Here is a 22203-nt window from a genome sequence, read left to right as displayed (position 1 = left end):
ATTCATTGCCTTCATTCATCTTATCAGCGACGACTTTTTGTCGCCATCAGATGATTATAAAGATAACGGAGAAGCAACTTGAAAGATTTACTCGATATCATGCAAAGCCCTACCAGCAATGGTAACCATGAGTTTGATAGTATTCAAATTACTTTAGCCTCACCTGACGTTATTAAGTCATGGTCGCATGGTGAAGTTAAAAAACCTGAAACCATTAACTATCGTACGTTCAAGCCTGAGCGTGATGGTTTATTCTGTGCCAAAATTTTTGGGCCAGTAAAAGACTTTGAATGTCTATGTGGTAAGTATAAGCGTCGTAAATTCCAAGGCGTTATCTGTGAAAAATGTGGCGTAGAAGTCACGACTGCTAAAGTGCGCCGTGATCGCATGGGTCATATTGACTTAGCGAGCCCTGTTGCGCATATTTGGTTCTTAAAATCATTACCAAGCCGTATTGGTTTGTTACTTGATATGACCTTGCGTGATATCGAGCGTGTTCTTTATTTTGAAAGCTACATTGTCACTGAGCCTGGTTTGACCAGCTTAGAGCGCTATCAGTTGCTTGATGATGAAGATTATTTCAGAGCGCTTGAAGAATTTGGCGATGAGTTCGTAGCTAAAATGGGTGCGGAAGCCGTACGAGATCTGCTAAAAGATATCGACTTAGATCTTGAGATTGATGAGCTGCGTGAAGCTATTCCGCAAACCGGATCTGAGACTAAGCTTAAAAAGATGTCTAAGCGTCTTAAGTTATTAGAAGCCTTCCGGGACTCTAATAATAAGCCTGAATGGATGGTCATGACCATCTTGCCAGTATTACCGCCAGACTTGCGTCCGTTAGTACCACTAGAAGGCGGTCGTTTTGCAACGTCAGATCTAAATGATCTTTATCGCCGGGTTATTAACCGTAATAATCGACTTAAGCGTCTGCTTGAGCTGAGCGCCCCTGATATCATCGTGCGTAACGAAAAGCGTATGCTACAAGAATCAGTCGATGCGTTATTAGATAACGGTCGTCGTGGTCGTGCTATTACGGGTAGTAATAAGCGCCCATTGAAATCTTTGGCTGATATGATCAAAGGTAAGCAAGGTCGTTTCCGTCAAAACTTACTGGGTAAACGTGTCGATTACTCTGGCCGTTCGGTCATCGTAGTAGGTCCAACATTACGTTTGCATCAGTGCGGTTTGCCGAAAAAGATGGCGCTTGAGCTTTTCAAGCCATTTACTTATTCAAAATTATTATCACACGGTATGGCAACCACCATTAAAGCGGCCAAAAAGATGGTCGAGCGTGAAGAGCCACAAGTGTGGGATATGCTAGCGATGGTCATCCGTGAGCATCCAGTACTACTAAACCGTGCGCCTACTTTGCACCGTTTGGGTCTGCAAGCGTTTGAGCCAGTATTGATCGAAGGTAAAGCGATTCAGTTGCATCCCTTAGTTTGTACTGCGTTTAACGCTGACTTTGATGGTGACCAAATGGCGGTTCATGTGCCATTAACCTTAGAGGCGCAGCTCGAATCACGTGCCTTGATGATGTCGACCAACAACATCTTGTCACCTGCCAACGGTGATCCAATCATCGTACCATCACAAGATGTGGTCTTAGGTTTATACTATATCAGCCGCTCGTCAGTTAATGCGCAAGGCGAAGGCATGATTTTTGCCACCGTTAATGAAGCATTGCGAGCGATTGGTTCTAATGATTTACATGTGAATGCTAAGATCAAAGTACGGGTTACTGAAACCCATATTGATGACGACGGCAATCACACTAAAGAAATCAGTATCAAAGAGACCGTTGCTGGTCGTTTGCTAATCTGGAACATCATGCCTAAAGGTATGGCGTTTGAAGAATGCAACCAAGAGATGACTAAGAAAAACATCTCACGTTTGATTAACTCTTGCTATCGTAAGATGGGCGTCAAAGACAGCGTTATGTTCGCTGACCAATTGATGTATCTAGGGTTTGCCCAAGCAACGCTATCTGGTGTGTCTATTGGTCTGGATGACATGGTCATTCCGCCAAGTAAAAAGCAAATTATCGAAGTGGCTGAAGCTGAAGTTCGTGAGATTGAAGATCAATTCGAACAAGGTTTTGTGACTGCTGGTGAGCGCTATAACAAAGTAGTTGATATCTGGTCACGTACCAATGACAAAGTCGCTAAAGCGATGATGGATAATTTGGCAACCGATAAAGTGATTAATGCGCAAGGTGTCGAGGAAGAGCAAAAATCTTTCAACTCTATCTTTATCATGTCAGACTCTGGCGCTCGTGGTAGTGCGGCGCAGATTCGTCAGCTTGCTGGTATGCGCGGCTTGATGGCCAAACCGGATGGCTCAATTATTGAGACTCCGATTAAAGCCAACTTCCGTGAGGGTTTGACCGTACTTCAGTACTTCATCTCAACCCATGGTGCGCGTAAAGGTCTAGCTGATACCGCATTGAAAACCGCTAACTCAGGTTACCTGACTCGTCGTTTGGTCGACGTTGCACAAGATTTGGTTATTACCGGTGATGATTGTGGTACGGATCAAGGCTTGCTCATGACGCCACATATCCAAGGTGGTGAGATCATTGAAAAACTTGGTGATCTGGTACTTGGCCGTGTCACTGCTCGTGATGTGACTTATAACGATGATGCCGATAAAATCTTGATTCCAGCGGGTACCTTAATCGATGAGCATTGGGTCATTACGCTTGATGAAAACGCGATTGATGATATTTGGGTACGCTCAGTTATTACTTGTAATGTGTCGCACGGCGTTTGTGCACAGTGTTATGGTCGTGACCTTGCTCGTGGTCATAAAGTTAATATCGGTGAGTCAGTCGGTGTTATGGCGGCGCAGTCTATTGGTGAGCCTGGTACTCAGCTGACCATGCGTACCTTCCACGTGGGCGGGGCAGCAAGCTCAGCATCAGTGGATAACAGCATCTCTGTCCGTAATGCTGGTCAAGCGCATTTTGAGAATATGAAAACCGTTCAGCATACTGATGGTCACTTGGTTATCGTATCGCGCTCAGCTGAAATCGCCCTAACCGATGAGCTAGGCCGTGAGCGTGAGCGTTACAAAGTACCTTATGGTTCAAGCGTTTTAGTGAAAAGTGAAGATTATGTCGAAGGTGGTCAAACTATCGCTAAATGGGATCCGCACACGCATCCTATTATTACTGAATTTGCTGGTAAAGCACGTTTTAGTGATATCACCGATGGTTTAACAGCCACTGTTAAAGTTGACGACGCCACGGGTATGAGCTCATTTGAGATTCTAGCAACCCGTGACCGCTCAAATACTGCTAAAGACTTACGTCCGGCAATTATTTTGAACACCGATGCTGGCAAAGAAGTGGTTTACTTCTTACCTGCTGAAACGATTATTCGTGTCAGCGATGGTGAAAACGTGGCAGCAGGGTCGATACTAGGCCGTGTACCACAAGCAACTTCAGGTACCAAGGATATTACTGGTGGTTTACCACGAGTTGCGGATTTATTTGAAGCACGCCGTCCAAAAGATCATGCCATTATGGCAGAGATGACTGGTGTCGTAAGCTTCGGTAAAGAAACCAAAGGTAAAAACCGCTTTATCATTACTAATGAAGACGGTGAAGTTCACGAAGAGCTGATTCCAAAATGGCGTCAAATCAACGTCTTTGAAAATGAGACTGTAGCACGTGGTGAAGTTATTGCTGATGGTCCACAAAACCCGCACGATATCTTACGTCTAAAAGGTCAAACGGCGCTTGCTAACTATATCGTTAATGAAGTACAGGACGTATACCGCTTGCAGGGTGTGAAGATCAACGATAAGCACATCGAAGTTATTATTCGTCAGATGTTGCGTAAAGTTGAAGTCACCGATGGCGGCGATTCAAGCCACTTTAAAGGTGATCAACTTGAATATGCTGATATCAAAGCGCTGAACACTAAACTGGCTGAAGAAGATAAATTCCTAGTTCAGTATGAGCGTCAATTGCTCGGTATCACTAAAGCCAGCTTGGCTACTGAAAGCTTTATCTCAGCGGCTTCTTTCCAAGAGACCACACGGGTTCTAACCGCCGCAGCAGTTACTGGTAAAGTAGATGAATTACGCGGCTTGAAAGAAAACGTGGTTGTGGGTCGCTTGATTCCTGCTGGTACTGGTCTTGCGTATCATAAAGCGCGTAAAGACAAAGCTGAGCAGAAATTGCTCGATAAAAATCAAAATGCAGCGTTTGATATGACCACTGCTAGCAGCGATAGCAAAGACTTTACTAGTTTTGATGAAGCTTTTGCTCAAGAGCTCAACCAAAACAATCAGTAGTTGAAATGGTATTTAGCTAGATTTTAATCTTATAATAAGAAGCCAGCCATGTTGCTGGCTTTTTTGTACCTCTAAAAAAGTAAAAAACTGATTATTGCTTTTTTTAAGAAATTTACTTAAGAAAATAGTACACTAAAAAAGCGATTTTATTAATCGTAGCTGTTATTGATTAATAGTTGTTTACCATTAACATAAGGATAAGAAACCTATGGCAGGTAAAAGTCGCGTTGCCAAATATCAAGCAGATCGTACCAATCAAAAGTTATATTTTTGTCGTTTGGCCTGTCAAGCTGCAGGTAGTAGCAAGGATAAGCAGCTGTATCAGGCACAGTGCGAGACGGCTATATTTCATTTATATGGGACTTTTCTGGCCTTTATGCAGGAGTTATCACAGTTTTATGGGCTGACTATGACGGCCCCGACTTTAGTAGATATTGAGCAGGCACTTAGCGAACGTACGCAAGTGTCACCAGAGGTACAGCGCTTACAGCAGTTACAACAGCAAGGATTTTTAGCAAATATAGAGCGCGCTTATCAGCGTTGTCTATATGCTGTACCGCTTAACAACTCAGGTGATGAGGCTACAAATACTACCGAGATAGAGCCGCGAGATTTGATCGTTAATGTGGTGACGTTATCAAATCAATGGTTGCCTGATGAAGCAACGATACGTGAATGGCGCCAGCAGTTTCTAGAGCTTATCGAACAATTACGGGCAGGTATGGTAGAGTTTTAGTAAGTGCTAGCAAAAGTGATTTAATAGTTAATCACTATAAAGGTATTTGAAAAATACTTAGTAAGTAAAATCAGAATTTATATACTTTATAAAATCACCCATAAAAAATGCTTGCTCAGTGATTACTGAACAAGCATTTTTTATTGAAAACAGTTTTTATAAACTGGGTTTTTACGCCTGCAATACGAGTAATTTATTCTGGTATTGGCGGCAAACGTTCTGCTGGTATTGCTGTTAACGGATTTTGCGGTACATTGTCGTTGCTAGGTTTTGGTATGGCTATGGGTTTGTTAATAGTGTCTTTGCTAACTTTTGGTTTTGTAGGCTCAGGCTCAGTGACAGGTTCAGGCTGCTTACGCTGTTGAGTTCTAGTCTTGACTGGTTTTGCTACCCTGTTGGAACTGGCTTCGTCATCATCGGGGATAATTATGCCGTCATCAGTCATCTCTATCACCCGTTGTTTTTGTTTCTCTGACTTAGCACGGTTATTGAGTGATACCCATTGATAAGGAACATTTTTTAACTGGGCTCGCATAAAATCCATCCATACGGGTAGTGCGGCTACCCCACCATACTCTCGGCGACCAAGAGTCGTAGGCTTATCAAAGCCCATCCATACAACAGTTGTATTAGTAGGATGAAATCCTGCAAACCAAGCATCTTTAGCGTCGTTGGTCGTACCAGTTTTACCACCGATATCAGTCCGACCGAGTGCTTTTGCCCGAATGCCAGTACCACGTTGTATCACATCACGTAAGATATCTGCCATCTCATAAGCCACTCGTGGCTGTAAGATACGCGGTGCTTGGGTGGCAAGTAAGTACTGAGTAGTAGGAGCTTGGAGGCGATCAGCTGCAGGGCTTGCATCATAAACGCTAAGATCAATAGCGGTGTTGTCTAGAGGCAAGCTATTAGCATCAGTGATATCTTTTAAATCAGGGGTTGCGACTGCTTCATTATCAGCTGGTTTATTGGTATTTGCAGCTGCCTTTTCATTCGCTGTAAGCTTATTATGCTCTTCAATTAGCTGTTGGTTGAGCTCATCAACTTGTTCGTTAAAGCACAAGGCACAGGCACGCTGCGGATTGGCTTGGAACAATTGCTTATTATCATAGTTATATATTTGTTCGATAAAATAAGGTTGAACACGGTGACCACCATTGGCAAAAGACGTATAGGCAGTCGCCATTTGTAGGGGCGTCGCTTGACCGGCGCCAAGTGCCAGTGACAAGGTTGTTGGTAGCTTTTCTTTATCCAAGCCAAACTGATCTAATAAGCTACGGGCATCGGAGATACCGATAGCTTGTAGTAGACGGATGGACACCAAATTGCGTGATAAATATAGACCACGGCGTAAGGTGATATCACCTAAAAAACGTCCGTCAGAGTTCTTAGGTTGCCATTCGCCCACTTGAATGGGGCGGTCTGAAACAATACTATCAGGACGATAGCCTTTTTCTAATGCGCTAGTATAGATAAGCGGCTTAATAATCGAACCTGGTTGCCGCCAGCCTTGTAAGGCACGGTTAAATTTACTATGATTAAAGTTAAAGCCACCAACTAATGCCTTGACCGCGCCAGTCTCTGGATTTAAGGAGACTAAGCTACCTTGTACATCAGGTATTTGTGCCAGTTTCCAGCCGCCGTTATTGGTTGGTGCTAGGCGAATATTATCATTTTTACTAACAATTTTTGCTGCGTTATTAGGATAGTAGCCGATACGATCGGCTGAGAAATATTTGCGTGCCCAGCTCATACCCGACCAGTTGACTGTCACACTTTTACCTGATGCCATCATCGCCTCAAAACTACGAGAGTTCACTTTGGTAACTTTAGCTGGATACATATTGCCATAACGGCTAAAGTTTTCAAGCGGCTCATCATTTGCTTCAGCGCCACGCCAGCCATGACGATGATCATAAGCGATTAGTCCTTTTAATACCGCTGCTTCAGCATCCTGTTGCGCTTGACTGTCAACGGTAAGGCGCACACGCCAGCCGCCATTAACGACTTCTTTACCATAACGGTTAACCAAGGCATAGCGCGTCATCTCTGCCAAATACGGCATATTAACGTCAAGTTTTTCTTGATATAAATTCAGCCCGATTGGGGCATTAACCGCTTCTTCATATTGAGCTTTGCTGATATAGCCAAGCTCATGCATACGGCCAACAATCCAGTTACGCCGAGTCAGTGCGCGACTGGGATTGGCAACGGGGTTGTATTTTGAGGGGGCTTTTGGCAGGCCTGCCAGCATTGCCATCTCAGCAACCGTAAGATTCTCAAGCGATTTACTATAGTATTTTTTGGCAGCGGCGCGGATACCATAAGCCCCTTCGCCTAAGTAGATTTTATTGACATATAGCGTCAAAATATCATTTTTGCTCAGCTCGTCTTCTATCTTGCGCGCTAAAAATAGCTCTGTTAACTTACGATTTAAAGTACGCTCTGGACTTAGGAAATAGTTTTTGGCGACCTGCATCGTAATGGTAGAACCACCTGTTTGACCCTCGTCATCAATAACCGCTTCGGTAACCGCACGTCCAAGCCCTTTAATGCTAATCCCGCTATGTTGAAAAAATGAGGAATCTTCTGCTGCTAAAAAGGCATGGGTCAAATTCTCAGGAATATCATCAAAAGTAACTGGTAGTGATAGGCGATTGCCATATTGACCGATTAGCTTATCATCACTGCTATAGATCTGTAGTGGCATCTCCAAACTGACCGTTTTAATTTCTTGAGTGCTGGGTAGGGTGGGCGATAAATACATCGCCATACCATAAAACCCAATGGGTACGGCCAGTGCTAGAATAACTGCCAAGGCCAGACAGGCAATGACAAGTCCCACCAAAAAGCGTAGGAAATGAGTGGTAGCATTTTTTTCGGTCATAGTGAGACTTATTGATTAAAATTTGCAACAAATATTATATTATACTCTGAACAAAATGAGTGGGTCATACTAAAAGTGTAATTTCTCTTATGAAGAGATATCATCTCGCATGAGTGGTATATTATAATAGATAAATGGTTGAATACGTCTATCAAGTAACGTATTGTATTTGATAATTAAAGATAACTATCAAAATTGTATTTGATCACTAAAGATAACTATCAAAACGTACATTTTATACAAGGTAACGTGTTTGTGAGGCTACTTTCTGCTAAAGGTCGACATTTGGTCGGGATAGATATTCGCACCACGTCAGTAAAGTTAGTCGATATACAGCGTAAGCAAGGGATATTTTATTTAAAGTCTTACGGTATTGAAACATTACCGTTAGGTGCAGTCGTCGATAAGCTAATTGTAGACACCGAAATGGTTGGTGCGGCTATTGCGCGTCTAGCAAGGCGCTGTCAGGCAATAGGTAGTGATGCGGCTACTGCCGTTCCAGGTTCAGCAGTTATTACTAAAGTTATAGATATGGATATAGCGCTAAACGATATTGAACGTGAAGCCCAGATTCGTTTGGATGCGGAACAATATATTCCTTATCCTTTAGAAGAGATCAATCTTGATTTTGAGGTACTGGGCCCCTCGGCTGTCGAGGACGGCATGGTACAAGTAATGTTAGCTGCCTCGCGCTCAGAAAACGTTGATCAGCGTGTTGATGCGCTCACCTTTGGTGGTTTGAATACTAAAGTTATGGACATTGAGTCGCATGCGATTGAGCGTGCTTTTGGGCTTATGGTAAACAATCTACCCGGTATACCAGAACTGGTAGCACTGGTTGATATTGGTCACAACCAGACCACCTTATACGTCGCCAAAAATGGTGAATTTGTTTATAGCCGTGAGCAGTTGTTTGGGGGTTTGCAGCTGACCGAAGGCATCCAGAACCGCTACGGCTTATCATTTGAAGAGGCCAGCATCAATAAACGCGAGCGGACGCTACCTGATGATTATTATCCAGAGATTCTAACGCCTTTCATGGAAAATGCTATTCAGCAAATCATGCGATCCTTGCAGTTTTATTTTTCCTCTAGTCAGCATAAAAGTATTGATCAGGTCGTACTTGCTGGAGGCAGCAGTTCTATTCCAGGTCTTTCTGATATGGTGCAACAAAAGCTTGGTGTCCCAGTCACTGTCGCCAATCCTTTTATCAATATGACCATAAACCCCCATATAAATAGCGAGCAACTGATAATCGATGCTCCAAGCTTAATGGCCACGTGCGGTCTGGCGTTAAGGAGCTTTGACTGATGGCTCGTATTAACCTACTGCCTTGGCGGCAAGAAGAACGAGAACGCCGTAATAAAGAATTTATTATCTTAGTGGTTGTAGTGACCTTGCTGGCGCTATTAACTGCGTTTGCAACATGGAGTTATTTCAATAATGAGCTTCATGAACAGCGCGATGCGAACGCGCTCATTGAGCAAGAAAACAGCCGCTTAGATACGGCATTGACTGAAATTGATAACTTAGAGCAGCGCCGTAAAGATATTATTTCGCGCATGCAAGTCATTCAAGATTTGCAAGGCCAACGTCCTGTCCCTGTTCATTTGTGGGATGATATTGCCAAAGCCATACCACCTGGCCTCTATCTAAATAATCTAAAACGTGAAGGTGATCTGCTTACCTTGACCGGTCTTGCGGACAATCCTAATGTGGTTTCAAGCTTGATTCGCGATTTAGATAAGAGTCAATGGATGGGTGATTCTGCTGTACGTAATATTCAGCAAAATATTACTGCTTATCAGTCTGTTCCTAAGCTTAATGAGACTGTAACGACTGGAGAGCAGTCGCGTCCGGTTTACCCCGAAGACAGCTATGTGCAGTTTGTCATTACGACCCAAGTGCAGTTAGAGGCCACCAGTCTGGCTGGCAGCGCTGAGCTTGGAGGTAAGTTATGAAGTTTATCGGCCAAAAAAGTCTAGTCAAGCCTAAAAAGACAGCCGTTCGCCGCAAAAAGCCATTTAATTTGAATGACTTTCGCCGCAGCTTTGAGTCATTAGATTCTGAAAACTATGGTAGTTGGCCACTACCAGTCAAAGTGACCTTACTTGGATTTGTCATCGCTTTTATCATTACTTTATCTTGGGCGCTGCCAATCAGTAATAAGACTAACGAAATCAAAGCCGCAGAAAGTGAGCAGCAGACTTTACTTGAGGGCTACCGTGAAAAAGAGTCACGCGCTCGCCATTTAGAAGCCTATAAAACCCAATTTAATCAGATGGAAACGGAATTTAATACCTTACTTGAGCAGCTACCTAAAGATACTCGAGTATCGGAGCTGGTGGAGGGTATTAATATGACTGGTGTTGCTAGTAATATACGCTTTCAGGATATTTCAGTAGAACCTGAGATTGAAAACGAGTTTTTTATTGAGCAGCCGATTCGTATTGCGGCATTAGGAGAATATCATCAGTTCGGCAGTTTTATCAGCGGTCTTGCGGCATTACCGCGTATTATCACTATGCATGATTTTGAAGTCAGTAACCCGCAGCCTACTTTGGATACCGTACCGGAGCTGAATTTGATATTACAGACCAAAACCTATCGCTCAAAAGAAGTGATACCGAAAGACGTCGCGGTGACAGACGATAATGTAGGGAGCAACTGATGTGAATATTAAACCACAATTGCCAGCCCTCCTAACCCTGATTATCATGACTTTGTGGTTAACAAGCTGCTCGGATCGCATTGGATTGGAAGAGCAGGCGTTAGCTGAGATTCGGAACTCGCCCTCGCAGCCTATTGAGCCACTGCCAAAAACTGAGCGGGTTGAAGACTTTGTCTATAGTGCCAGTCTGCTACGTAGTCCATTTCTACCGCCAAGCTTAGTTAATGTCCAAGGTCCAACTGCCCCTATTAATGGCGTACGTCCTGATATCACACGCCCTAAAGAGCCGCTTGAGCAATATGAGCTCTCGCAGCTGACCTTTCGTGGGATATTAATCTCTCCTGAAGGTCAGCTGTATGCGCTGATACAGCGTCCTGATGGGTCAGTCGCGAGCGTCAAAGTAGGGGATTATCTTGGACTAAATGATGGTCGTATTGTGGAAATTACAGCGACCCAGATTAATTTAATTGAAATTGTACCAGACAGCCGTGCCGGGTTTATCGAGAGGCCTCAGTCGCTGGTTTCCCCTAGCTAGTTTTCCATATATGGTAGATTGGTAGGCTCTTTGAGGAATAAGTAATGACAGTAAGTAATAACAAGGTAATGATGATGAGCAACCGATTTTTCTCTACCTTTGCTATATCTACCTTCGCCATATCTTCGTTAGCAGTCAGTATGGCCGCTATTAGCAGCCCAGCCTATGCAGAACAGCGTATCAATAATGTTTCTGTGATCCAAACTGCGCCAGCGGTCACTCAGCTACGCTTGGGGTTTACGGGGGTACCCGTTCTGCCTGCTGCTTATCAACTTGCCGATCCAAGCCGCCTAGTATTAGATTTTGAGCAGGTACAAAACGGTCTTGCTAGCCGCTTTACTGACTATAATATTGGTATGATCACTGACGTTACTACCTTAAATAATGACAATACCACGCGTCTGATCGTTGGATTAAAACAGGAGGGTAATTATACCACTACGGTGAATGGTAATGATTTATTACTCACTATTACTGATCCTGATCGTCCGCTTATAACTAACGATGCGGCGATGACCACTACTGCAATTGTGACGCCTATCATCGAAAATAGCAGTGTAGTAGGCGCTAGTAATGAGCTCCCCGCTGATACTATGGTTGTACGGGTCAATCCTCTCTTAGATCCTAACCTTGCTTCCTCGCAAGTGAGCAAGCAATATAGCTATGATGGTCTGACCGCCCTTAATTTTGCAGCAGGAAACAATAGGGGCGGTAATGTCAGTATTACGCTTGCCAATGAAGCGATTCCTGTTGATGTACAGCGTCAAGGTAACAAGCTAGTGGTACGTATAACTGGCAGCACTATTCCCAAAAACTTATTACGCCGCCTCAATATCAATAGCGGTCTGGTAGATACTATTGATACCAAAAACCAAGGTCAAACTGGTATTATCACTATTAATATGATTGACGACTATGAGTATCAAGCGTATCAAGCAGGCAATCAGCTTAACATTGAGATTAGTCAGCCTGAACTACTGCGTGAGCCGACTATAGAAGAAAAAGTCTATAGTGGGGAAGCACTATCTATGGAGTTCCAAGATGTTGAGATTCGTAGCGTGCTTGATATTCTAGCGCAGTTTACTGACATGAACGTTGTTGCCAGTGACTCAGTAGCCGGTAACATCACGCTACGCCTGATTAATGTTCCTTGGGATCAAGCTCTCGATATCATTTTAAAAAGTAAAAATCTCGGTAAACGTGAAAATGGTAACGTCATACTAGTCGCACCTGCTACTGAGCTTGCGGAGCAAGAAGCGCGTGAGCTCGAAGCCCAGCAAGCGATTGCAGCCTATGCGCCCCTACGGACAGAGTATATTCGGCTTAGCTACGCTAAAGTGCAAGATGTCCTTAACCTTATCTCTCAAGGTAGTGGGCCTACGGGTAGTAGTGGCGGTTTGAATAATGCGGTGCAAGACAATAATACGCTGCTATCCAATCGCGGCACAGTGACAGTTGATGAGCGTACCAATACTTTGATTATCAAAGACGTGACATCAAGCATTGAAAATATCCATAGACTGATTAGCAAAATCGATATTCCAGTACGCCAAGTGATGATTGAGGCGCGAATTGTCAGCGCCTCTGACAGCTTTAGTAAAGAGATCGGCGTGCGTTGGGGTATTTTGTCGAATGGTGCGGCCAACAACCGCAATCTATTGGTCGGTGGTAGTAATAAGACTTTGGCAGAGCTTAAGGACTTTACCGTACAGACCACCATCATTGATGGACAAACGGTATCTTATCCTAAATATGACATCAGTAGTCCTGATAATTTAAACGTTGATTTAGGCGTCGCAAATCCTGCTGGACGTATTGCCTTTGGCTTGCTCAGTATGTCTGATGTGATGCTTGATCTTGAGCTGTCGGCCCTGCAAGCAGACAATCGTGGTGAGGTCATCTCTACACCTAAAATATTGACCACTGACAAACAAACCGCCAAAGTCTCTTCAGGTACTCAAATTCCTTATCAAGAAGCGGCTGCCAGTGGTGCAACATCCACCAGCTTTAAAGAAGCAGCCCTAAGTTTAGAGGTTACCCCAAACATTACTCCTGATGGCAAAATTGGCATGCAGCTTAACATTACCAATGGTACCCCAACTATTATTAATGGTGATGTGGCCATCGCTGAAGATTCTATCTCTACTAACGTGATCGTAGAAGATGGTCAAACCGTCGTACTGGGTGGCGTCTTTAAAAATCGTATCTCTAAAGGGGTAGAAAAAGTCCCATTCTTAGGAGACCTGCCCTATATTGGCCATGCGTTCAGACGTGATATGCGCAGTAATGATAAGCAAGAGCTGCTCATCTTTGTAACCCCGAAATTGATTAATGACGGCATCAGCCGTTTAGACTAATAGAACCAAGCTCATATTTAGCTGGATCAAAAGTAAGTCTGTACGCTTGCTTTTTTATTGGCTGATGTTTACTAATAGCTAATTTTTATCAGTAATAATAAAGTCTCTTTACTAGCCAGAATATCGATGACGTTGTATGATAGTTAATTTATCTGAGTGAGTGTTATGTTGGAGGAACTGCCGTCGGTGTTTTTAGTCGGGCCGATGGGCGCTGGGAAGACCACTATTGGCCGCCTGCTCGCCAAGCAATTGGGGCGATCGTTTGTGGATAGCGACTGGTACGTCGAATCGCAAACGGGCGCTGATATTGCTTGGATATTTGCTAAAGAAGGCGAGGCAGGATTTCGCGCACGTGAAACGCGGGCAATTGATGAGTTAACTCAGCACCAACAGATTGTGCTAGCAACTGGCGGCGGTGCAGTCATGCGGGCTGAAAATCGTGAATTCTTACACCAACGCGGCATTGTGGTGTATCTTAATGCGCCTGTTGATGTGCAAATGGCGCGCACCTCCAAAGACAAATCGCGGCCGTTACTACAGCAGCCCAATCCCAGACAGATTTTACAAAACTTATATCGTATTCGCGACCCTTTATACCGGCAAGTGGCGCATATTATTTTGCCCACTGGACACACCTACCCACGACATATGGTTCATCAACTATTACAGCAATTAGAGTCCTTTCTGGTGCCTACTGCTATTGATAGAGCCACAATCACCACCGATTCAGGCTCATCTGAAGACTAACTACCTATAAGATAAGTAGAGGGGTCACTTCAAAGATCAAAGTGGCACAGTAACCTATTAATTAAGTGGCCAAACCGATCCATCAAAGTTGTTTAATAGTATTTATAAGGGTATCGAACTTATTGAAGATGGTATGGCAATCATCCATGTAAGATACCTCAGTGCAAACGTCTAATCAAAGGGGCAGAAGGAGCGCTTATGACCACACCACAGTTTGATAGTAGCTTGACGGTTCATACTCAAAGCCATGATTACCCAATTATCATTACAGCAAAAAGTATCATGGCTGAGCAAATTGCACCCTATATTAGCGGTCAGCAGGTGTTGATTGTCACCAATGAAACCGTGGCACCTCTATATCTGCAGCCATTACAGCAGGCGCTGGCAGAAAATTTTACGGTAGCGGTCTGTGTCCTGCCTGATGGTGAGCAGTATAAAAATCAGGCCAGTATCAATCAGATTTATGACAGGCTTATGATGCAGCACTTTAACCGTGATGTGACATTAATTGCGCTTGGCGGCGGCGTAGTGGGCGATATGACTGGATTTGCAGCGGCAAGTTTTATGCGTGGGGTGAATTTTATCCAAATCCCAACCACGCTGCTATCACAAGTGGACTCCAGTGTTGGCGGCAAAACTGGCATCAACCACCCGCAAGGCAAAAACATGATTGGCGCGTTTTGGCAGCCGCAGATGGTACTTGCTGACATGAGTACCCTACAAACCTTACCTGCGCGTGAGCTGTCGGCAGGGCTTGCAGAAGTTATCAAATATGCCCTAATCATGGATGTGGACTTTTTAACATGGCTTGAGCAAAACCTGCCTGCCATGATGGCATTAGATTTAGTAATACTTGGCGAGGCGGTGAAGCGCTGCTGTGATTATAAAGCTGCGGTTGTCGCACAAGATGAGCGCGAAGCAGGCTTGCGGGCACTGTTGAACTTTGGTCATACCTTTGGCCATGTGATTGAAACCCATGAAGGCTATGGCAGTTGGTTGCATGGTGAGGCGGTCGCCGCCGGTATGGTGCAAGCTGCTGAACTGTCACACAAAATCGGCTGGTTGAGCGCGGATGAGGTGGCTCGTATTAAGCGCGTCTTAGCGCTAGCAGATTTACCCACCACACCGCCGCCCATTGCTGTGCAGACTGCCTTGGACTTGATGGGTCATGATAAAAAAGTGAAAAACGGACAAATCCGTCTGATTTTGTTAAAATCATTAGGACAAGCCATCCTGACAGATGACTTCGATGCCCAGTTCCTCACAGAGGTACTGTCGCAACACGCAGTATAAGTTTGTAAGCTACTCAGGGTGTGTCATCAACTTATCTTATTTTAAGCCTCACACTCTAATGGTCGATATATCCTAGTACTAGGTATGTAAGATAGGTTTTCCATTAGGCGCCGGTAGCTTCTGCTAACTTTTATATGTATAGCCTTAATATGCATTACCTACTATTACATTACTTACTATTACATTAACTATGACTGAATGACAACTTTAACCACACTTGTATCAGCGTGTTTATAATATTTTTCCAAGGAAACACTCATGGCAGCATCGAGATCAACGACTGGCCCCGCACCCAAGTCCTATCGTCGCCAAGCGCTAATTTGGTTGATGATGACCTTGCTATTGGGGATTGTAACCGCACTGATTTGGATGTTTAGTCAAACCCCAGCAATCGGCGCTAAAATCGAGAATGCACCGATATCAGTACCGCAATCATTGAGCGGAGAGCTTAAGCAGCCATCGTCTATTGAAGCGCTGCATGAGCTCGATACTGATGTGCAGCCGATTACCTTTGAAGATACGGTGCGCGATTTACGCAATTATCCTGATGAGTTTAAAGACAAACGTTATTTGTTGGCCAATAAAGGCAAGTGGACCATACAGGTCATGAATGTTGCAGAAAATGAGGTCATTGTTAGCTATTTAGAAGGTCGCGAAGATCGCAAAAAATTCTCTTATTTTCGCTACCGTGATGAAGACAGTCAGCCGCGTTATATGCTCACTTATGGGCTCATGAGTAGTTCACAAGAGGCGGTAGGCGCAGCTAAGCTGATAGACTTTGGACTGCCAGCCGATGTGCGTGTATTGCCTGAAGAGGTCAATCGCTATATCGGCATTATCGATAATTATGAGCGCCCTGGACCTATTAAAGATCTCAGCACTAGACGCTCACGCTCAGTGAGACTGCAGCCAACCAAGCGTGAAGTGCCTGTTCGCCAAAGAACTGAAACCTCGACTGAGGACCTAGCTAATAATGACAGCAGCCAAATGGCAACTGACGATGGTGAGAGTATTCGTCAATCAGCGGACACCTCTGACACTTTAGCGGTTAATGAAGAGCGTACGATGGCAGCCGAAAATGATAACGGCGCATCGGCCCCGTCTAAAAAGCTACCGATTGTACCCACACCGAAATCACCAAGCGTCGCTAACAATACCGAAAAAAGTAATGCCAGCTCAGACACCAGTAATAAAAATACGGCGGCTACCAAAAACAATAACGACAGTAGCAAAGAGATTATAGAAGAGAAAGGCAATTAATTTCTCATAATAACAATCGTTTATATCGAGCCCGCTAGATGTCATGTCTAGCGGGATTTTTTATGGGGTCATTATTTTTAGATCGTATCATTTGATGGTGATGGGGTATCAATAATTATGCTTGGAGGTACTTAGCAGTGGCTAATAACAAACTTATATATCTTACTGATAATAGCTATTACTATAAAAGATGAGCGTCTCAAGAGTAAATATTAAGATGGCTGCTTGTAAATTTTGGCAAATAAATTAATAAAAAAGACTGGATTTTTGGTCTAGCATTAATTAAGATGATTGTGGGCGACGCTCTGTATAGTTATCGTAAATAGCTATTTATATGGTTATTCTATGATAATTTATTACAACTATTTTGTAGTTTTAAACGCTGTTTCTTGCTATCGCTATTAAACATATTGCAAGCGACACTACCTTTCTTATGATATTCTCACTAAGGGTTATTAGGGCGTTTGAACACGAAGCGTCTGATATTCACATTTAATCGATCACCTTGTCATTAGGTGCTCGATGAGCTGATCGTCCGTCGCTGCGCCTGTCATATTGACCTGCGTCACCTAACAATAACAGACGATAAATAACGCGCCAACGCTTAAGCTGCTGGCAGCTCGGTAACTGTTTTTCAGTGCTTTATTTTAGCAACTGTATTTTACCTATCTACTATCTGCTGGTTTTGATTGACCGTTACTGCGTTTGCTCTCGAATAAATGCGATAGTGATGATTATTTTTATCTCTATCAAAGCGCAAGCATTTATCACTTATTGCGCCATTAATTCGGATATACGAATATTATTCATTAGCCCGTTCTGCTTGCGGTATTAAGTCTATTATCTGCATTAGATATAGGCTAGCCGCTCACTTAAAAGGACAAGCCATGTCAATGATATCCTCCCACACGCATTTGGCGACCCCAGATGATTTCTCCGATAACTGCGGTTTTGGTCTGATTGCTCACATTGAAGGTCAAGCCAGTCACGATTTAGTAAAAACCGCCATTCATAGTTTAAGCTGTATGACCCACCGCGGCGGCGTCGCGGCTGACGGTAAGACCGGTGACGGTTGCGGGTTGCTACTGGCGACACCTATTAAGTTTTTTACCGCTATTGCTACTGAGCAGCAATTAGACATTACGGATAATTTCGCCGTTGGTATGGTATTCACCAATTTAGAGGATGCCAAAGCCCAGCATAGTAAGCAAGTATTGAGCGACGAGGTTACTGCCCAAGGATTAACCGTTGCTGGCTGGCGTGAGGTGCCTGTTAACCTTGATATCGTCGGTGAAATTGGTCGTGAGACCTTGCCGGGCTTTGAGCAGATTTTTGTCAATGCTCCTGACGGCCTTGCTGCTGATGATTTTAACCGTAAGCTGTTTGTCGCCCGCAGAAAAGCCGAGCAACGCTTAGTTGATGATGAGTTGTTTTATGTTTGCTCATTAAATTGTCAGACCATTATTTATAAAGGTTTGGTAATGCCATCAGACCTACCAGCGTTTTTTACCGACTTACAAGATCAGCGTTTGGCCTCGCATATCGTGGTCTTTCATCAGCGTTTTTCTACCAATACCCTACCGCGCTGGCCACTGGCACAGCCGTTCCGCTATCTTGCTCATAACGGTGAGCTCAATACCATTACAGGTAACCGTAGTTGGTCTGAGGCGCGTACACCGAAATTAAAATCAGCCAAACTGCCTAATATCGGTGAGTTGCATCCGCTGGTCAATAGCAGTGGCTCGGACTCATCAAGCTTAGATAATATGCTTGAAGTCCTGATGTCAGGTGGCATGAGTCTCTTTCACTCTATGTCTATTCTAGTACCGCCTGCGTGGCAAAACGTAGATAGTATGGATATGGACTTGCGGGCGTTTTATGAGTTTTACTCGCAACATATGGAGGCGTGGGATGGGCCAGCAGGTCTGGTTATTCAAGATGGACGTTATGCGGTATGTATGCTCGATCGCAATGGTCTGCGTCCGTCGCGCTGGGTCACGACTAAAAACGGCTATATCACCGTTGCCTCTGAGATTGGGGTTTGGGATTACGCATCAAAAGATGTGATCGCCAAAGGCCGCGTAGGTCCTGGTCAAATGCTGGTCATTGATACCTTGACTGGTCGAATTCTAGATACTGAGGCAATCGCTACTTTACTTAAAAACGCTCATCCCTATCGTAAATGGCTGCGCGAAGAAGCGACGCGTATCCGTGATGATGAGCGCTTAGAAGAACAATTTGCCGCGCAAGCATGTCGTGGTGACCAGCTCAAAACCTTACAAAAAATGTATCACATTACTAATGAAGAGCGTACTGAGATCATTCGACCGAATGCCGAAAATGGTCAAGAGCCAGTCGGTTCGATGGGCGATGATACCCCAATGGCGGTGCTGTCACAGCAAATTCGTCATGTGGGAGATTTCTTCCGTCAGCAGTTCGCACAGGTGACCAATCCACCGATTGACCCACTACGTGAGTCTATCGTTATGTCACTACAGACTTGTTTAGGCGCTGAGACTAATGTGTTTTCGCCTTCTGCCAAAGATGCGCATCGTCTGATTTTGTCCTCGCCAGTGTTATCAGCCAGTAAAATGCAGCAGATTGAAACCATAGACGATCCTGCTTTTCAGATAGCGCGTATCGATTTGAACTATGAGCGCAGTCAAGCGTTATCAGCTGCGATTGTTACTATCTGTGAGCAAGTGGCAAGCGCGATTCGTGCAGGACATACGCTGATTGTGCTCTCTGATAAAGATATCGATGCGGATAAAGTACCGGCCAATGCCATTATGGTCACTGGCGCGGTACATCATTATTTGATTGCCGAAGGTATTCGTACTGATGCTAATCTAATTATAGAGACAGGGCTAGTGCGCGATTCACATCAAGTGGCTGTATTGATTGGTTTTGGTGCTACCTGCGTTTATCCTTATTTGGCTTACGATGTTATTGACGACTTGGTCGCTACTGGTGAGCTGTTAGGCGATCCGATTCAAGCCCGAGTGAATTTCCGTAAAGGCTTAGATAAAGGTTTGCTAAAGATTTTATCCAAAATGGGTATTTCTACCATAGTCTCTTATCGCGGCGCCCAGTTATTTGAAGCGGTTGGACTCTCTGAACCTGTGGTTGATTTATGCTTTAAAGGGGTACAAAGTCGGATTAAAGGCGCAACCTTTGCTGATCTTGCCGCTGATCAAGCACAACTAGCCGCCAATGCCTTTAAGCGCCGTGCGCCGCTTGATCAAGGGGGTCTGCTCAAGTTTGTGTTTAATAAGGAATATCACGCTTTTAATCCTGACGTGATTAACAGCCTGCATACCGCAGTACGTACGGGTAATTATGACAATTATCGTCACTATGCTGATTTGGTTAATAGTCGTCCAGTCGCTACCTTACGTGATTTATTACAGCTAAAGACTAATAATCCTATTGATGTTAACGAGGTTGAAGATTCTGCGAAGATTTTAGCGCGCTTTGATTCCGCTGGTATGTCGTTGGGAGCGTTGTCGCCTGAGGCACATGAAGCGATAGCCATGGCAATGAATACTATTGGCGGGCGCTCAAACTCAGGCGAGGGCGGTGAAGATCCTGTCCGTTATGGCACCTTACGTAATTCAAAAATCAAACAAGTCGCCTCTGGTCGTTTTGGAGTAACGCCTGCTTATTTGCGCTCAGCTGAAGTCATGCAAATCAAAGTAGCACAAGGCGCCAAACCTGGTGAAGGTGGTCAGCTGCCGGGTGGTAAGGTCAATGCTTTAATTGCGCGTTTGCGCTATTCAGTGCCTGGGGTGACCTTAATTTCACCGCCGCCGCATCATGATATTTATTCTATTGAAGATTTGGCCCAGCTGATTTTTGATTTAAAACAAGTCAATCCTGATGCTTTAGTTTCGGTTAAATTGGTATCACGTCCAGGAGTGGGTACGATTGCAACAGGCGTGGCAAAGGCCTATGCCGATTTAATTACCATTTCAGGCTACGATGGCGGTACAGCCGCTTCGCCACTGTCCTCTATTCATCATGCGGGATCGCCGTGGGAATTGGGTCTTGCTGAGACCCATCAGTCGCTACGAGTTAATGGCTTGCGTCATAAAGTACGTATCCAAACTGATGGCGGTCTTAAAACTGGCCTTGATGTGATAAAAGCGGCAATACTGGGTGCAGAAAGTTTTGGCTTTGGCACGACTCCAATGATTGCCGTTGGCTGTAAATATCTGCGCATTTGTCACCTTAACAACTGTCCGACTGGGGTTGCTACTCAAAAAGCTGAGCTACGTGATAAGCACTTTATCGGTGAAGCGGAAATGCTGATTAACTTCTTTAGGTTTGTTGCGACTGAAACTCGTGAATGGCTGGCGGCATTAGGCGTACGTAGTATGGAAGAGTTGGTCGGTCGTACTGATTTGCTCGAGATATTAGAAGGCACAACCGATAAGCAGCGCCATCTTGATTTAACCCCTTTATTGTATAGTCATCCCGCGAGCGCGGGCGCCCCGCAAACTTGTCAAGTAGCGCGTAACGAGCCGTTTGATAAAGGGTTGCTGGCTGAGCAAATGATTAGCGACATGCTACTTAATATTCGCCAAGGTAACGGCGGGGATTATAGCTATGATGTTGGTAACTGTGATCGCTCTATTGGCGCCCGTATTTCAGGTGAGATTGCTCAAGTATGGGGCAATCTAGGCATGAACGATATGCCTATTAAGCTGCACCTTACCGGTACTGCAGGGCAAAGTCTGGGCGTTTGGAATGCAGGCGGCCTAAATATTGAGCTTGAAGGCGATGCCAATGATTATGTTGGTAAAGGCATGGCAGGCGGCGAGATTGTTATCTATCCACCGAAAGACTCTAGCTTTGTCGCCCGAGATACCGCCATCATTGGTAATACTTGTCTATACGGCGCAACTGGCGGCAAGCTCTATGCTGCTGGCACGGCAGGCGAGCGCTTTGGCGTACGCAACTCGGGCGCGCATGCCGTCATCGAGGCCACAGGCGATCACTGCTGTGAATATATGACCGGCGGCATCATCACTATTCTTGGGCGCACAGGGCTTAACTTTGGTGCAGGGATGACTGGTGGCTTTGCTTATGTACTCGATATGGACGGCGACTTCTTTGATCGCTGCAATCATGAGCTGATTGATCTGAATCGTATCTCGAGTGAGCAAACTGAAGAGCATCGGATCTATTTGCAACAAGTGATTGAAAGTCATGTGGATAAAACTGGCAGCGTTTGGGGTCAAGCCATATTGGCTGACTTTGAGCATTACGCGCGTAAGTTCTACTTGGTCAAGCCCAAAGCGGCGAACATTGTAAGCTTGCTTAAGAGTACGATGGCAGACCCGCAATAAGGGTTGTAGCCAAACGTTTTAAGACAAGTTTACCGTTCACATGTTTTAAGCAGGACAGTGG

The 22203-nt window shown here is 44.6% G+C and carries 12 protein-coding genes; 11 read left to right on the top strand and 1 reads right to left on the bottom strand.

Going from position 1 to position 22203, the window contains the following annotated elements:
- Nucleotides 1-78: 78 nt before the first annotated feature.
- Together rpoC and AAEY88_RS06010 are read left to right on the top strand one after the other, a co-directional pair.
- A complete protein-coding gene (gene rpoC / locus AAEY88_RS06015) occupies nucleotides 79-4302 on the top strand; it encodes a DNA-directed RNA polymerase subunit beta' (RefSeq protein WP_350560339.1) in 4224 nt (1407 codons plus the stop codon).
- A 208-nt stretch (nucleotides 4303-4510) separates the two neighbouring features.
- Nucleotides 4511-5038, top strand: a complete 528-nt coding sequence (locus AAEY88_RS06010; RefSeq protein WP_350560337.1) for a DUF6586 family protein — start codon at nucleotides 4511-4513, stop codon at nucleotides 5036-5038.
- A 193-nt stretch (nucleotides 5039-5231) separates the two neighbouring features.
- Here the strand turns inward: AAEY88_RS06010 and AAEY88_RS06005 are convergent, their stop codons facing one another.
- Nucleotides 5232-7928 (bottom strand): transglycosylase domain-containing protein, encoded by a 2697-nt coding sequence (locus AAEY88_RS06005; RefSeq protein ID WP_350560335.1) that lies wholly within the window; start codon nucleotides 7926-7928, stop codon nucleotides 5232-5234.
- Nucleotides 7929-8183: 255 nt separating this feature from the next.
- Between AAEY88_RS06005 and AAEY88_RS06000 the strand changes: the two genes are divergently transcribed.
- The 9 genes from AAEY88_RS06000 to gltB all read left to right on the top strand — a co-directional run bounded on the left by AAEY88_RS06000 (nucleotide 8184) and on the right by gltB (nucleotide 22142).
- Nucleotides 8184-9239: a pilus assembly protein PilM gene (locus tag AAEY88_RS06000; RefSeq protein WP_350560333.1), complete on the top strand. Its 1056-nt coding sequence runs from the start codon at nucleotides 8184-8186 to the stop codon at nucleotides 9237-9239.
- Nucleotides 9239-9889: a PilN domain-containing protein gene (locus tag AAEY88_RS05995; protein ID WP_350560331.1), complete on the top strand. Its 651-nt coding sequence runs from the start codon at nucleotides 9239-9241 to the stop codon at nucleotides 9887-9889. The genes AAEY88_RS06000 and AAEY88_RS05995 overlap by 1 nt, the downstream gene beginning before the upstream one ends.
- Nucleotides 9886-10599, top strand: a complete 714-nt coding sequence (locus AAEY88_RS05990) for a type 4a pilus biogenesis protein PilO (RefSeq protein ID WP_350560329.1) — start codon at nucleotides 9886-9888, stop codon at nucleotides 10597-10599. The genes AAEY88_RS05995 and AAEY88_RS05990 overlap by 4 nt, the downstream gene beginning before the upstream one ends.
- Before the next feature lies 1 nt (nucleotide 10600).
- Nucleotides 10601-11134, top strand: coding sequence for a pilus assembly protein PilP (locus AAEY88_RS05985; protein WP_350560327.1), 534 nt, complete (start codon nucleotides 10601-10603; stop codon nucleotides 11132-11134).
- 44 nt (nucleotides 11135-11178) lie between these two features.
- The gene (gene pilQ / locus AAEY88_RS05980) at nucleotides 11179-13491 is read left to right on the top strand and encodes a type IV pilus secretin PilQ (RefSeq protein ID WP_350560325.1); all 2313 of its coding nucleotides are present in this window, start codon (nucleotides 11179-11181) and stop codon (nucleotides 13489-13491) included.
- A 165-nt stretch (nucleotides 13492-13656) separates the two neighbouring features.
- On the top strand, nucleotides 13657-14238 hold the full coding sequence (aroK, locus tag AAEY88_RS05975) for a shikimate kinase AroK (protein ID WP_350560323.1): 582 nt from the start codon (nucleotides 13657-13659) through the stop codon (nucleotides 14236-14238).
- Nucleotides 14239-14436: 198 nt separating this feature from the next.
- Nucleotides 14437-15531: a 3-dehydroquinate synthase gene (gene aroB, locus AAEY88_RS05970; RefSeq protein ID WP_350560321.1), complete on the top strand. Its 1095-nt coding sequence runs from the start codon at nucleotides 14437-14439 to the stop codon at nucleotides 15529-15531.
- 258 nt (nucleotides 15532-15789) lie between these two features.
- The gene (locus AAEY88_RS05965; protein ID WP_350560319.1) at nucleotides 15790-16791 is read left to right on the top strand and encodes a hypothetical protein; all 1002 of its coding nucleotides are present in this window, start codon (nucleotides 15790-15792) and stop codon (nucleotides 16789-16791) included.
- 887 nt (nucleotides 16792-17678) lie between these two features.
- Nucleotides 17679-22142: a glutamate synthase large subunit gene (gltB, locus tag AAEY88_RS05960; protein ID WP_350560317.1), complete on the top strand. Its 4464-nt coding sequence runs from the start codon at nucleotides 17679-17681 to the stop codon at nucleotides 22140-22142.
- Nucleotides 22143-22203 lie beyond the last annotated feature (61 nt).

Source organism: Psychrobacter sp. CAL346-MNA-CIBAN-0220, assembly GCF_040309805.1.
In the GTDB taxonomy this organism is placed as follows: domain Bacteria; phylum Pseudomonadota; class Gammaproteobacteria; order Pseudomonadales; family Moraxellaceae; genus Psychrobacter.
This window is presented reverse-complemented; position numbering and strand designations above follow the sequence as displayed.

Coding starts and splice junctions, on each gene's coding strand:
- aroK (WP_350560323.1), top strand. CDS start 13,657: ATGTTGGAGGAACTGCCGTCGGTGTTTTTAGTCGGGCCGATGGGCGCT.
- AAEY88_RS05965 (WP_350560319.1), top strand. CDS start 15,790: ATGGCAGCATCGAGATCAACGACTGGCCCCGCACCCAAGTCCTATCGT.
- pilQ (WP_350560325.1), top strand. CDS start 11,179: ATGACAGTAAGTAATAACAAGGTAATGATGATGAGCAACCGATTTTTC.
- AAEY88_RS05995 (WP_350560331.1), top strand. CDS start 9,239: ATGGCTCGTATTAACCTACTGCCTTGGCGGCAAGAAGAACGAGAACGC.
- AAEY88_RS05990 (WP_350560329.1), top strand. CDS start 9,886: ATGAAGTTTATCGGCCAAAAAAGTCTAGTCAAGCCTAAAAAGACAGCC.
- AAEY88_RS06010 (WP_350560337.1), top strand. CDS start 4,511: ATGGCAGGTAAAAGTCGCGTTGCCAAATATCAAGCAGATCGTACCAAT.
- aroB (WP_350560321.1), top strand. CDS start 14,437: ATGACCACACCACAGTTTGATAGTAGCTTGACGGTTCATACTCAAAGC.
- gltB (WP_350560317.1), top strand. CDS start 17,679: ATGTCAATGATATCCTCCCACACGCATTTGGCGACCCCAGATGATTTC.
- AAEY88_RS06005 (WP_350560335.1), bottom strand. CDS start 7,928: ATGACCGAAAAAAATGCTACCACTCATTTCCTACGCTTTTTGGTGGGA.